The organism is Sorangium sp. So ce385 (genome assembly GCF_051474135.1).
GTDB classification, from domain to species: Bacteria; Myxococcota_A; Polyangia; order Polyangiales; family Polyangiaceae; genus Sorangium; species Sorangium cellulosum_D.
This window is the reverse complement of the sequence record NZ_CP150337.1, coordinates 5844417-5856910: the sequence shown is the minus strand read 5'-3', so window position 1 is coordinate 5856910 and position 12494 is coordinate 5844417. Positions and strand designations below refer to the sequence as shown.

At 70.8% G+C, this 12494-nt stretch carries 11 protein-coding genes; 7 read left to right on the top strand and 4 right to left on the bottom strand.

What is annotated here, in order from left to right:
* Nucleotides 1–5 precede the first annotated feature (5 nt).
* From WME83_RS21285 to WME83_RS21275, 3 genes are all read right to left on the bottom strand, one after another.
* A complete protein-coding gene (locus WME83_RS21285) occupies nucleotides 6–1124 on the bottom strand; it encodes a hypothetical protein (RefSeq protein WP_437321122.1) in 1119 nt (372 codons plus the stop codon).
* A 324-nt stretch (nucleotides 1125–1448) separates the two neighbouring features.
* Nucleotides 1449–2207 carry a hypothetical protein gene (locus WME83_RS21280; RefSeq protein ID WP_437321121.1) on the bottom strand — a complete coding sequence of 253 codons (759 nt, stop codon included), beginning with the start codon at nucleotides 2205–2207 and terminating at the stop codon, nucleotides 1449–1451.
* Nucleotides 2208–2301: 94 nt separating this feature from the next.
* Nucleotides 2302–3258 (bottom strand): DNA-formamidopyrimidine glycosylase family protein, encoded by a 957-nt coding sequence (locus WME83_RS21275; RefSeq protein WP_437321120.1) that lies wholly within the window; start codon nucleotides 3256–3258, stop codon nucleotides 2302–2304.
* A gap of 207 nt (nucleotides 3259–3465) precedes the next feature.
* Here WME83_RS21275 and WME83_RS21270 point away from each other — a divergent pair, with 207 nt between their 5' ends.
* The 7 genes from WME83_RS21270 to WME83_RS21240 all read left to right on the top strand — a co-directional run bounded on the left by WME83_RS21270 (nucleotide 3466) and on the right by WME83_RS21240 (nucleotide 10568).
* Complete coding sequence (locus WME83_RS21270) at nucleotides 3466–5667, top strand: type VI secretion system Vgr family protein (RefSeq protein WP_437321119.1); 2202 nt, start codon at nucleotides 3466–3468, stop codon at nucleotides 5665–5667.
* Between the two features lie 30 nt (nucleotides 5668–5697).
* Nucleotides 5698–6771: a DUF2169 domain-containing protein gene (locus WME83_RS21265; RefSeq protein ID WP_437321118.1), complete on the top strand. Its 1074-nt coding sequence runs from the start codon at nucleotides 5698–5700 to the stop codon at nucleotides 6769–6771.
* A gap of 369 nt (nucleotides 6772–7140) precedes the next feature.
* Complete coding sequence (locus WME83_RS21260) at nucleotides 7141–7407, top strand: DUF6289 family protein (RefSeq protein ID WP_437321117.1); 267 nt, start codon at nucleotides 7141–7143, stop codon at nucleotides 7405–7407.
* 219 nt (nucleotides 7408–7626) lie between these two features.
* Nucleotides 7627–8805 (top strand): endo-1,4-beta-xylanase, encoded by a 1179-nt coding sequence (locus tag WME83_RS21255; protein WP_437321116.1) that lies wholly within the window; start codon nucleotides 7627–7629, stop codon nucleotides 8803–8805.
* A gap of 66 nt (nucleotides 8806–8871) precedes the next feature.
* Nucleotides 8872–9549 (top strand): hypothetical protein, encoded by a 678-nt coding sequence (locus tag WME83_RS21250; protein ID WP_437321115.1) that lies wholly within the window; start codon nucleotides 8872–8874, stop codon nucleotides 9547–9549.
* Nucleotides 9546–10202, top strand: coding sequence for a hypothetical protein (locus WME83_RS21245; protein ID WP_437321114.1), 657 nt, complete (start codon nucleotides 9546–9548; stop codon nucleotides 10200–10202). Before WME83_RS21250 ends, WME83_RS21245 begins: the two co-directional genes overlap by 4 nt.
* A 75-nt stretch (nucleotides 10203–10277) precedes the next feature.
* On the top strand, nucleotides 10278–10568 hold the full coding sequence (locus WME83_RS21240; RefSeq protein WP_437321113.1) for a putative quinol monooxygenase: 291 nt from the start codon (nucleotides 10278–10280) through the stop codon (nucleotides 10566–10568).
* A gap of 28 nt (nucleotides 10569–10596) precedes the next feature.
* Here WME83_RS21240 and WME83_RS21235 read toward each other — a convergent pair whose 3' ends face one another.
* On the bottom strand, nucleotides 10597–12399 hold the full coding sequence (locus WME83_RS21235; RefSeq protein ID WP_437321112.1) for a glycoside hydrolase family 44 protein: 1803 nt from the start codon (nucleotides 12397–12399) through the stop codon (nucleotides 10597–10599).
* Nucleotides 12400–12494: the final 95 nt, after the last annotated feature.

The window sequence follows — 12494 nt, the reverse complement described above, 5'->3', positions numbered from 1 at the left end:
CTGCGCTAGCGGAGGATGTCGTGGCGTGCATTCACGAACTCCGGGATCTCGGCCACGAGTGGGTGGACGTCATACCAGCCATCGCCGTTGTACTTGAAGGCGAGCCGGTGAAAGAGCACGTCCATGCACGCCTTGTCAGGAAAAATTTGCTTGTCCCGGGCAAGCTTGACGAGCGCATCCAGCCAGCCGTTCGCGTTGATGAGATCGCGCATCCGCTGCCTGCGCAACGCCACCGCCCGCTCGGCGTCGGCCCTGGCAATGGCCGTACCGCGTGCCATGTAGGCCGCCTGGCTGACCAGATCGAGCAGCTCGCGTACCGCTCCACCGCTCGCGGCGATCAGGCGATCGCGAGCTTCCCGCTCCGGGATCACTGCGTCGAGGTCCATCCGGAGGGAGAGCGCCTGTTCCATCAGATCTCGGCCAGGGCCGTCGAAGGCGTCGTAGTCCTGGTCCTGACGTCGCAAGCGCACCGTGTAGAGCACGTGGCAGCTGTACAGCGTGTCTAGCTGGGCAGACTTCGGCTGGAGCAGGAGACTGATCGGTGGTGTCAGCAGGAGGTTCGTGCGGAGCTCACGCATCCTGTCGGCGCCCTGCACGAGGAGCCGGTCGATGACGTCGGGCTCGTAACGATCCAGATTGTCGATGATCACCAGGAGGTCGCGCTCACCGAGGAGCCCGCGCGCTGCGTCGAGGAGCTCGTTCACGCTCTGAAGCAGCGTGCCGGGATATTTGCGCAGCACCTGCTTGACCTCGGTACGGTATTCGCTTTCCTGCTTGAACAGCGCCTTCAGGGAGCCGAAGAGGCTGCCGATGAACGGCAGCTCAGCCTTGAGCTCCACCCCAGCCGCAGCCTCGGCGTTGTAGTTCTGCGCCCACTTGGTCGTGCGTACGACCTCATCGAACCAACCCGTTACGCGCTTGAGCAGATCCGTTGGCAGAGGCGTCCCCCGCTCGCGCATTCTCCGCTCCACCGCCAGCGCGATGTTGAGCAACAGATCCTCCGCCTCAATACGAAACGGATCCATCTCGACGGTCGCCTCGATGTACACCGGCTCGTACTGGTGGGTCAACCGTTCGGTCAGCCGGAGGATCTCGGTGCTCTTGCCCGCCCCACGGTGACTCACGAAGGTGGCGTGGACAAACTGGCCTTCGGGCCGCCATGAAAGCTCTTTTCCAGCGCCGCCATAGAGTGATCGCCGCGCGCTAGCGAGAAGTCCTGCCAGCGTGGATCATCGTTCGGAAGTGGCACGTCCGGGTCGCAGTTGCGCACGAGGTCGCGGAGCGTCGTCGCTGGAGCAAGCGGCGACGCAGGACCGCGGACGAATGGCGCAAGACGGGAGGCAGGGCTGCGGACGAGGTTGGACATGTCGTGCCAGGGCTCCGGGCGCCAGCGTAGTCCAAGATGTCGCCGGAGGCACAAGAGCGGCGCGGCGCCGCCCCCGAGCCCGTCAGGGCGCCGCGGACGGCGCCGGCGCGATCCCGAAGACGCGCTCGTGGCGGGCGCTCACGTGACACCCCATGCACGACGCGACCCGGCCGGCCGATGTCACCTCGCCCCCGGGCGTGACCGTCCCGTAGACCCAGCCGGCGTCGGTGCCGGGCGTCTCCGGCGCGACCTTGAGCACCACATAGGCGCCGGCGAAGCGCGACGCGCGGTAGACGCGATCGCCGTCCCGCAGGTAAGGATCGAAGTGATCTGGCGTGCCGGAAGCGCCATCCGACGCCGAGGGCTGATGCGACGGGAGCTCGGGGACCTCCTTCTCGTCGACGAGCTCGGGGTGGTAGCTCTCCTTGACGAGGGCCTGCCCGACCGGCTGGGACACGGGCGCCTCGCCCTGCACCAGCGGATAGCGGTCGCGGTGCTTGGCGAACACCGAGTAGAGCTTGCGGGCGTGGCCGCCGTCCTCGGCGGCGCTCATCCGGGCACGGCCGGGGAGCGGCAGGCGGCAGAGCCAGGGCGCCCAGCGGAGCTCGTCGTCGACGCGGCCCCAGGCCTTGTAGTCGCGATAGGCGGAGGCGATCAGCGGGGCGAAGCGGGCGTCCACCTCGGCGGCGCCTGCCGAGGGCGCTGCGGCCGGAGACGCCGGAGAGGAGGACGAACCGCCGGAGGGAGGGCTCTTCGGGCTCTCGGCATCCGGAGAGACGGGCTCGTCCACGGGGTGGCTGCACGCAGGCACGAGCACGAGAAGGAACCAGGCGACGCGCATGAGGCCGGATTCTACGATCCGGCTGACAAAAAGGTCTCGGCCTCGCGCAACTCCGGATCTCGGCCGCCCCGCCGCCCTCCGCAGACGGCCGAGATCACGACACCGATCGCGTGGATCCGTCCGAGGACGGTACGGACCCGTCCGAGGCCCGCGCAGCTCCGTCCGGCTGCGCTGCCTCCACCGGCGCCGCCGTCTCGGCCGGCGCCGGCGCAGCGCGGGCCGGCTGGCAGCGGGGGCAGAAGTACGTCGACCGCATCATCGTCCCCTGCCGGCACATCTGGACCGCGGCGCCGCAGTCGTAACAGGCGCGCCCCTCGCGGCCGTAGACGCTGACCGGCCGCCTGCCGCGGTCGAACCCCGCGCGCGTCGTGCGCGTGTGGAGGTAGTGCGCGGTGGGACCGCGGTACGCGCCGGAGGGATCCCGCGGCTCGACGTTGGCCTGCAGGAGACGGCGGCCGAGGTCGAGCATCGCGGAGAGCTCCTCGTCCGAGTACGCCCGGACCGGAGCGAACGGATCGAGCCGCCTCCGGAAGAGGAGCTCGCTCTTGTAGACGTTGCCGATGCCGGCGACGACGCGCTGATCCATGATCGCGACCCCGAGCGGCACCGCATCGAGCGCGCGCAGGCGGCGGAGCGCCTCCGCGGCGTCGAAGCCGTCGCCGAGCAGGTCCGGGCCGAGGCCGCCGAGCAGCCGATCGCCGCGCAAGGAGCTCGCGCGGAGCAGGCGCACGATGGGCGCGCGGAAGCAGACCGCGACGTAGCCCGGGACCGCGAGGATCGCCGACGCCGTCGCCTCGGACCGCTTCCAGCGCTCGCCCTCGCGGTAGAGGTGCCACGCGCCGCTCATCCGCAGGTGCGTGTGCAGCACGGTGCCCTCGTCGAAGAAAATCAAGAGGTTCTTGCCGCGCGCCTCCACGCGCTCGATCCGCCGGCCGACGAGCCCATCGCACCGCCGGTCGCTCCGGGGCAGCTCCAGGGCGATGACGCGCGCGCCCTCCAGCGCAGGGCCAAGGGCAGCGGCGATCCGGAAGAGGGTGTCGCCTTCGGGCATGAGCGGCTCCAGGACGCTCTGGGTGCAGACCAACCGGATCGCAAGGGGCTCCTGCGCGAAGAGCGCGCGATGCTCCGCCGGCCCATGTCCGCCTGCTCACGGGCGCGTCGCGCGATGTCGGCGCGCCGGCGACACGCGCCGCGCTCGTCGCGCTCGTCGCGCACGCCGCGCTCGAGACGTTTGCAGATCGGGGCGCCCTCGGCTCTCATGGCCGAAACCTCTCCGGGGCTCTCCATGCCAGCGACCAACGTCCGCGCAGCGCTCACGATCGACGGGCTCGCCACCCCCCTCGCCGTCAAGGAGATCGCCGGGACGGAGGCGATCTCGGAGCTCTACGGCTTCGAGATCACCGTCCAGAGCGCCGACACCTGCCTCGACCTCGACGCGCTCGTCGCCGAGCCCGCCGCGCTCACGCTCGAGACCGGCGCCGCCGCCCGCCGCATCCACGGGATCGTCAGCCGGCTCGAGCAGGTCCACACGTCGCAGCACGAGGCGGCCTACCGCGCCACGCTGGTCCCGGACGTCTGGCTCCTCGACCAGCGCTACGACTGCCGCGTCTTCCAGGGCGTCACCACGGGCGAGGTCATCGAGCGCGTGCTGAAGCTCGGCGGCGTCCGGCGTTACGAGATGGTGCTCCAGCGCAGCTACGAGGCGCGGGACATCTGCGTCCAGTACCGAGAGTCGGACTGGGCGTTCCTGAGCCGCCTCATGGAGGAGGACGGCATCTTCTACTACTTCGAGCACACGGACGCGGGCTCGACGCTCATGATCTCCGACACGCCGTCCGTCCACTCCCCCATCGCCCCGGAGGAGCTGCGGTATCGGCCGGTGGCCGGGGCGCTCCACACGGGCGAGGGCATCGACGCCTTCAGCTTCGCGCAGCGGGTGCGGCCCGGGAAGGTCACGACGCGCGAGGTGCCGTTCGAGAACCCCGCGTCGGTCGTGGACAGGGCGGCCGAGAAGGGCCGCCACACCGATCTCGCGGTGTTCGCCTACCCGGCGAGCCCGGCCGCCGCGGACCGCCTCGACGCGCTCCAGGCGACCGCCGCCGTGGGCCAGGGGCAGGCGCATTCCGTGCGGCTCGCCCCCGGCGCGCGGTTCCGGCTCGAGGATCACCCGCGGGAGAGCTTCAACGCCGAGTACCTCGTCACGAGGCTCCACCACGCCTCGCGCTTCGACGCCAAGGACGGTTATCGCTGCTCGTTCGAGTGCGTGCCCGCCGGCGTCGCCTTCCGGCCCCCGTGCAGGACGCCGAAGCCGCGCATCGCCGGCCCGCAGGCCGCGACCGTCGTCGGGACGCAAGGGGCCGAGATCGAGACCGACAGCCTCGGGCGCGTGCGGGTCCGGCTGCACTGGGATCGCAACGGCAACGACGCCGAGAACGCGTGCTGGGTCCACGTCGCCCAGATGGCGTCGGGGGCCGGCTACGGGGCGATGCACATCCCGCGCGTCGGCAGCGCCGTGCTCGTCGAGTTCCTGGACGGCGATCCGGACCGGCCGATCGTGACCGGCCGGGTGTACACGGTCGTCAGCCCCTACCCCTACGCGCTCCCCGCGGAGAAGACGAAGTCGACCCTCCGGACCCGGTCCACGCCGGGCGGCGACGGGTACAACGAGCTGCGCTTCGAGGACCAGTCGGGCCGGGAGGAGGTCTACCTGCGCGCCCAGCGCGATCTCACCGTCGAGGCGCGGAACGACGCGAGCCGCAGCGTCGGCGGCGACGACGCGCTGGCGGTGACGGGCGCCCGCGCCGTGACCGTGGGCGGCGCCGAGACGGTGACGGTCGCAGGCGCCCGCGCCGTGAAGGTCGGCGGCGCCGAGACGACCACGGTCGCCGCCGATCAGACGACCACGGTCGGCGCGGACCGCTGGGTCTCGGTCGCCGGCGACCGGACCATCGCGGTGACCGGCGATCAGCGGTACGTCGTGGCGGGCGATCGCAGCGCGTGCGTCGGCGGCGACGAGTCGGTCAAGGTCCTCGGCGACCGCGCCGTCACCGTGTCGGGGAGCCAGAAGGCCACGATCCTGGACGGCGAGTCGAGGAGCGTCGCCGGCAACCACACCCTCTCGGTCGGCGGCACGATGCAGCAGGTGATCGACGGGCACTGCTCGCTCACCGCGGGCTCGCTGGAGCACGCGATCACCGACGGCGCGTTCGAGGTGACGTGCAGCGGCGAGGTGCGCGTCGAGTCGGAGCAGGAGGTCCAGATCGGCGGCCCCCACATTTCCCTCTTCGCCGACTCGACGATCCGGATCCGCGCGCAGGAGATGATCGTCCTCGAGATCGGCAACGCGAAGGACGCCGACAGCAAGGCGGCGAGGATCGAGATCACCGCGAGCGGGATCTACGTGACCAACGGGACCGCCACGGAGGAGCTCGCCGGCGGGACGATCCGCTTGAACTGCTGAGCGCGGGGAGCGGCGGAGAGATCCGGATCCGTGAAGCTACGCAACGAGACCAGGCACGCGGCGCTGCTCCTCCGGACGGCGTCGTCGCGCAGCGACGATCACATGCTGGGCTGCGTGATCGCGCGGCCCACCTACCGCGTCGCGGGCGGCGCGCTCGTGGCGACGCCCGAGGAGCCCTGGCCGATCTCGGCGTCGCCCGTGCCCACGCCGCTCGGCGCGATGCCGGGGGACAAGCCGTTCTACATGGGCGGGATCGACGTGCTCCTCGGCGGGAAGGTGCGCCAGCCCGGCGGCGCGGCGAGGCCGCGCCTCGACGTCGAGCTCGAGGTGGGGCGGACCTTCCGGCGGCGCATCGCCGTCTTCGGCGACCGCGCCTGGGCGCCGGGCGCGGGCGGCCACCTGGTCCCGGGCGAGCCGGAGCCGTTCGTGTCGATGGAGCTCGGCTACGAGCGCGCGTTCGGCGGGACGTGCCCCACGGACTACGGCATCGATATGCCCTTCACCCCGAACCCCGCGGGCCGCGGCTTCTACCTCGACGCGAAGAGCGCCCTCGGAGAGCCGCTGCCGAACCTGGAGGACCCGGGCCGGCTGCTGACGTCGTTCGGCGACACCCCGGATCCCGTCGGCCTCGGCTACTACCCGGCCGGCGGCGCGCTCCGCGCCAAGGCGGCCACCAGCGCCGCCATGCCGGATCCGGCCCGGCTCGCGCCCGGCAGGACGCCCGAGGTCACGATGCGCCACACGGACATCCAGCCCACGTTCTTCAACATGGGGCACCCTGGCATGATGATCGAGGCCGGCGGCGAGCCGAAGCCGGGCGACGGGATCCGGCTCTCGCACGGCCTGCGCGGCGGGGATCTCGCGTTCGCGATGCCCGCGCTGAAGATGCATGTCCACGTGCAGCTCGAGGAGAGGCAGTACGTGTTCCCCATGCACCTCGATCAGATCGGGATCGTCGCGGGGGAAGGCCGGGTGTTCTTCTCGCTCCGCTGCGTGTTCGAGTACCGCCTCCGCAAGGAGGAGCGGCGCACCGTGACGCTCTACGACGGGGCGGCGCCGGCCGAGATCCCGGGGAGCTACCGCGTCGTCCACGAGAGCGGCTAGCACCGTCTGTCTCTCAGGGGTTTGTTAAGAATTGTAATGTTGGGTGTTATGGCGTGAAGAGCGCCACAACAACCGGGCTGAGCCAGACAGACGAAGGGGACAGCGCTGCTGTGCCTGCGGACTTTTCTTTCGGAGCGACAATCGGTCGCCGGCGCAGCGCTCGAGGTTTGCCGTTGCACCAAGGCTCGCGCGCCGCTTCCACCCATTCGCCGCCACCCGCGGCGGCGCTCTCACCAATGCAGGAATGCATTCGTCGACAGCCGTATCGAGCGCTCGGCCCGGGCGCTTGCCCGAGCCGGGGATTCGTTCTAAGGTATGTCGCATCGACCCGGAGGCCACGACAGGCCTCCATCGCACAAGGAGTTATCCATGCGTCGGATCGGCCCTGCTGCCCGCTTGCGGTTCTTCTTCGCTGCCCTCACGGCAGGCGCGGCGATGCTGGGGAGCGCCGCCCTGCTGGCTCCCTCGAGCGAGGCGGCGCCCGGGGCGAACTGTATCTACTACAGCGACGAGAGCCACACGACGGTCGTCGGCAAGTACGGCCGCGATTGCTGCAACAACCCGATCGCGTGGGGCACCAAGACGCAGCATTACGAGTGTGGCGGGTGTTTCCTCTGCACCCCGCCTCCTCCCTGAGGCAAGCGCGCCACGTTCCGCCCGCCCTCGTGGGCCGTCGCGACGGGTCGCTCGTCGGCACGGATCGCGATCGATCCAGGGGGCAGCGGGAATTCCAGGGGCCGGTCTGCCCGGCATGCCTGGCGCCGGGCGCGTGCTCCCTCGGATCGCGCTGCTGACCGTCGACTTTCTTGCTCCAATGGTCACCATCGACGATCATCCAGCTCGCGGGGGGTTGGCATGAACAAGAACCGTTCTTCTCGATGGCGGTGCGGCGCGCTCGCGCTCGGGCTCGCGGCCCTCCCTGGCTGCTCTGGCAAGGTCGACACGGTTGACCCTGGCCCGGGCGGCTCGTCGAGCGCAGGGGGCTCGACCGGAGCGGGCGGCCACGGCGCCGGAGCGACGAGCGCTGGCGCGGGCGGCGCGGGCGGCGCGGGAGCCTCTGGCGCGGGTACGGGCGGCGCCGGCGACGGCGGCTCCGGGGGTGCTGGGACGAGCGGCTCCGGGGCTGGCGGCTCAAGCCACGGGTCGGGCGGTTCGAGCAGCGCGGGCAACGGCAAATTCGTCGGCAACATCACGACGGATCACGCGGTGCGCGACGACTTCATCCGGTACTGGGACCAGATCGCGCCCGAGGTCGAGGGCAGGCTCGGCAGCGTCGAGATTTCCCGCGGCGTTCGAGACTGGAGCAGGCTCGACGCGATCTACAAATACGCGCAGGACAACGACATTCCCTTCATGGAGCACGTCTTCGTGTGGGGGGCCACCCAGCCGAGCTGGCTCGTGCGCCTCACCGACGACGAGCAGCGGCAGGCCATCAGGGACTGGATGCAGGCGTTCTGCGAACGGTATCCCGCGACGAAGTACATCATCGTCGTGAACGAGCCGCCGCCCCACACCACGCCTACCTTCAAGAACGCCATCGGGGGCGACGGTGAGAGCGGCTATGACTGGATCGTCAACTCCTTCACGTGGGCTCGCGAATTCTGCCCGGGCGCGACCCTGATCCTGAACGACTACAACAACATCGAGTACAAGGGCGAGCACGACCGCTTCGTCGAGATGGTGAAGGCGCTGCTGGCCGCGGGCGCTCCGATCGACGCCCTCGGCGCGGAGGCCCACGACGCGTACAAGTTCGACACCAGCACGGTGAAGGGCTTCATCGACGGGCTCGCCGCCACGGGCCTGCCCGTGTACATCACCGAGTACGACATCAGCCTCGCGGACGACGAGCAGCAGCGCCGGGTGATGGAGGAGCAGTTCACGATGTTCTACAACCACCCCGCCGTCAAAGGCATCACCCTCTGGGGCTATGTCGTCGGCTCCACCTGGCGGGACAACACGGGCCTCCTGCACCCGGACGGCACCATGCGGCCGGCCATGGCCTGGCTGATGGACTTCCTCGGTCGCGGGGAGTGATCACGAAAACGACGCGGGGCGCGCTAGGCAACGCGGCCCCCGGCGAATACCATCGCGTACACCGCCGTGAATCTCCGTCGACCTTCCTTGTCGTGCGCCGCGCGCGCAGCGCTGGGCGCCCTCGCGCTCGCCGCGTTGCCCGCATGCGGATCGTACCTCCCCGACTACGTGCCGCCGCCTGACGGGCGCGCCCGCCCGGTGTACCGCGATGGGGCGGTCGCGATGGAGATCGGCGGGCCGATCCCGGAGTGCCTCTCCGGAGAGCCGGGGTCGGTCGGAGCGCCGCCTCCGGTTCGCGATTCCGCGCAGGCCCCGCCCGTGCGCGTCAGCGGCGCTTTCTGGGTGCCCGTCTACTTCGGCCCGCCGATCGTCGTCGAGCGGCGCGGCGTGGCCCCGCCTCCTCCGCACCTCCACCGGGCCGCGCCGGACGTCGTGCGGCGCGCCGCCTCCCTCTCGAAGGGCGGCAACGCCAAGCCCGGCGGCGCGGCCTCCGAGGGCAACGCTGGCAGCGGCGGCAACGGCGGTCGCGACGCCGGCAGCGGGGCGGCGTCCGCCCTCCTCGCCGCATTCGCGGTCGTCGCGCTCGTCGCGCTGCCGCCGATCGCGGTGGGGCTGTCGGTCGGTCGCCCCGAGCGGGAGAAGGACACGGCGCTCGCGCTCGACCACGTGAACGCCTACAACGACTCCGCGCGCACGCCCGGTTCGCCATGCGCGGTCGGCGTGTACGGAGGGCAGGTCCCGTGAGGTCAGCGAGGGGACCTTCGGTCGCCGTGTCCGCGTGCGCGCTCGCCTGCACGCTCCTCGGCTGCGCCAGCGGTCAGACGATGTACACGCCGCGCCTCGTCGCCCGAGGCGAGCTCACGGCGAGCTACGACGACGGCTTCACGCTGTGGGCCGGCGGGCGGAAGGTGGCGGAGAGCTATCACTACGACGGCTTGGAGCACTTCGTCCGCTGCGTCCCCGAGGCGCGCGAGCACGCGCGCGCGGCGTCGAGCGACGGCCACACCGCCACGACCTTATCGACGCTCGGCGTGGCCCTCGGGGTGGGGAGCCTCGGCGGGTTCGCGGGGCTCTATTTTCACGACAAGGACGAGGCCGCCATGGCCACGATCCTCGGCGCCGGGGCCATCGTCGCGGTGACGGCGGTGGTGTTCGGGGCGCTCTCGAGGCCGGCCAAGGAGCACGCCCACGGCCACGCGTTCGACGCGATGAACTACTACAACGACGCGGTCGGGAGCCTCGGCGCCACCTGCGACGATCTCGTGTACCCGCCGCCGGCCGGGCCGGGGCCGCCGCCGCCTGCTCCCGAGGCGACGCCGGAGGGCGAGGCGCAGCCTGCGCCTGCGGCCGCGCCGGAGGCAGAGGCCCCGCCGCAAGAGATGACCCCTGACCGATGAGTTTCCCGGCGACGGCCGGTCCGTAGGTCCAGACAGCCCGGACAACCACCACACCCCGGGCAGAGAGGACCCCCTGTGCTGATCATCGCCGGCCATCTGGAGATCGACCCCGACCGGCGCGACGCCTTCGTCGCCGCCCACCAAGACCTCGTCCGCAGGGCCCGCCAGGCCCCCGGGTGCCTGGACCTCGCCATCACCGCCGACCCGCTGGACCCCGCGCGCGTGAACAACTACGAACGCTGGAAGTCCCGCGAACACCTGCATGCGTGGCGCAAGATCGCCGCGGCCCCGAACACCGGAATCGCCATCCGGAAAGACCACGTCATGGAGTACGGCGTCTCCGACGTGCGCCCGGTGTTCGGCTGAACGGCGCCGGGGCGGGCCCGGCGAGCTCCTACCGGGGCACCAGCACCGAGACGCTGTGGGCCGGCATCGCGTACGTGAACGCGTTCGTGGCGCCCGGGGTGACCGCATCCGCGGCCACGAGATCGGCCTTTGCGGCCGTGAGCTGCCACACGTCGACGGCGGTGTAGCTCGCGTAGGCGGCGAGGGTCACCGCGGCCGTGAGCGGGGCCGCGGTCTTGTTGATGGCGACGAGGACCATGCGGCTCGGATCGGCCTCGTCGATGCTCGCGTACACCGTGGCCTTCGCCACGTCGCTCGTCTCGGCGTGGATGGATGTGTCGCCGAAGCGCGCGCCTTTCCCGTCGTAGCTCGTGAAGGCGCGCACGCCGGCCCGGAGCATCGACACCTCCTCGCCGGGATCCCAGATCGTCGCGACGAACACGCCCTCGCGGCCGAAGACGCCGAGCGCGTCGGCCTGGGCGATCGCGCCGGAGATGTGGTTGCCGCCCCCGTAATTGTACTCGGTGAAGCCGATCTCGGTGCCGGGGTAATGGGCGTCGATCAGGCCGCGGAGCCACGGGATGAGCGTGATCGGGCCGTTGAGCACGTCGTTCGCGATCCAGCTGTCCTCCTTGAAGGTGGGATCCCAGAGCGAGCGCGGCGCCTGGACGCGGGCCTCCACGGACGCGGGCGAGGAATCATCGCCCGTGATGCGCTCGCCGTTCGCGTAGATCTCCGTGTACCAGTGCAAATCGAGCACGTCGACCAGGCGGCGCCCCGCGCTCGCCTCGGCGGCCTTCATGGCGTCGAGATAGTGCTCGATGAAGTTCCGCCCCTCCGCGTCCGGCGCGCCCTGCAGGCTGACGTAGCCGGAATACCCGTACGAGACGAAGCCGGTGACGAGCGCGTTCGGCGCGACGTCCTTGACCGCGGAGGCAAACTCGATGTTCTTCTCGACGAGCTCCGCGTAGGTCACCGGATCCGGGTGGATGCGCTCGTGGGTGTGATTCCAGAGGTCGGGCTCGTTGTCGAGCGAGAACAGGACGCTCGCGACCTCGCCCTGGAAAGCGTCGGGGAAGGCCTGCTTCATCCAGGCGACGAACTCGTCCTGGTACACCGCATTGTCGCCGAGGTTCGGCGCCGCGGAGAGCGGGGCGCCCTTGCGGGCGATCGTGGGGTGAAAGCGCGTCTGGAGGTAATTCGGCGTCTTGTTGACGTCGCCGTCGCCGTCCTTGTCGGCCGCGACATACCCGCAGATCGGGATTGTCGCGATGAAGGCGGCGCCGTGCGACAGCGCGTCCTCCGCCAGCATGCGCACCGCCTCGCCGGGGACATCGCCGTTCGGGCTGTTGCCGACAAGGTGGGCGTCGTTCTGGAACATGTAGTCCGAGCCGGCGTTGGAGGCGTTGTTCTCCCAGTTGTAGGCGGTCAGGCGGTTGCCGCCCATGCGCACGACGCTCGTCCCGCGCTGCTCGCCGTCCAGGTCCTCGGCCCAGTTGGCCCCGTAGATGAGCGGGCTGATGGGACGCACCCCCTGATCGACGCGCACGGTGAAGGTGACATCGCCCTGCCCGGGGTCGCCGGGCTCGACGATGTCCGAGGGAAGATGGCCGCCCGACCCGCCCTGGCCGCCGGTGGCCGTGCCGGTGCCGCCGGTGGCCGTGCCGGTGCCGCCGCCCGCAGCCCCGGTGCCGCCGGTGGCCGTGCCGGTGCCGCCGCCGGAGGCGCCGGCGCCGCCGCTGCCCGCCAAGGACGAGTCGCCGTCGTCGCCGCAGGCAAGGAGGGCGGCCGACGCGAGCAGGGCCAACAGGACCCGCTCGGGAGCAAGCGAACCAAGTGTAGAAAATTTCATTACGATGGTCTCCTGCCGGCCATCATTTCCCGAACCGCTTAAGTTAAATGTATTTATTAACCGGTTCATCCTGTCCGGTCGGCGCCCTTGATGTC

Excerpts from the sequence above, each read along its gene's own strand:
- WME83_RS21280 (WP_437321121.1), bottom strand. The coding sequence starts at position 2,207 with ATGCGCGTCGCCTGGTTCCTTCTCGTGCTCGTGCCTGCGTGCAGCCAC.
- WME83_RS21275 (WP_437321120.1), bottom strand. The coding sequence starts at position 3,258 with ATGCCCGAAGGCGACACCCTCTTCCGGATCGCCGCTGCCCTTGGCCCT.
- WME83_RS21270 (WP_437321119.1), top strand. The coding sequence starts at position 3,466 with ATGGCCGAAACCTCTCCGGGGCTCTCCATGCCAGCGACCAACGTCCGC.
- WME83_RS21260 (WP_437321117.1), top strand. The coding sequence starts at position 7,141 with ATGCGTCGGATCGGCCCTGCTGCCCGCTTGCGGTTCTTCTTCGCTGCC.
- WME83_RS21255 (WP_437321116.1), top strand. The coding sequence starts at position 7,627 with ATGAACAAGAACCGTTCTTCTCGATGGCGGTGCGGCGCGCTCGCGCTC.
- WME83_RS21235 (WP_437321112.1), bottom strand. The coding sequence starts at position 12,399 with ATGAAATTTTCTACACTTGGTTCGCTTGCTCCCGAGCGGGTCCTGTTG.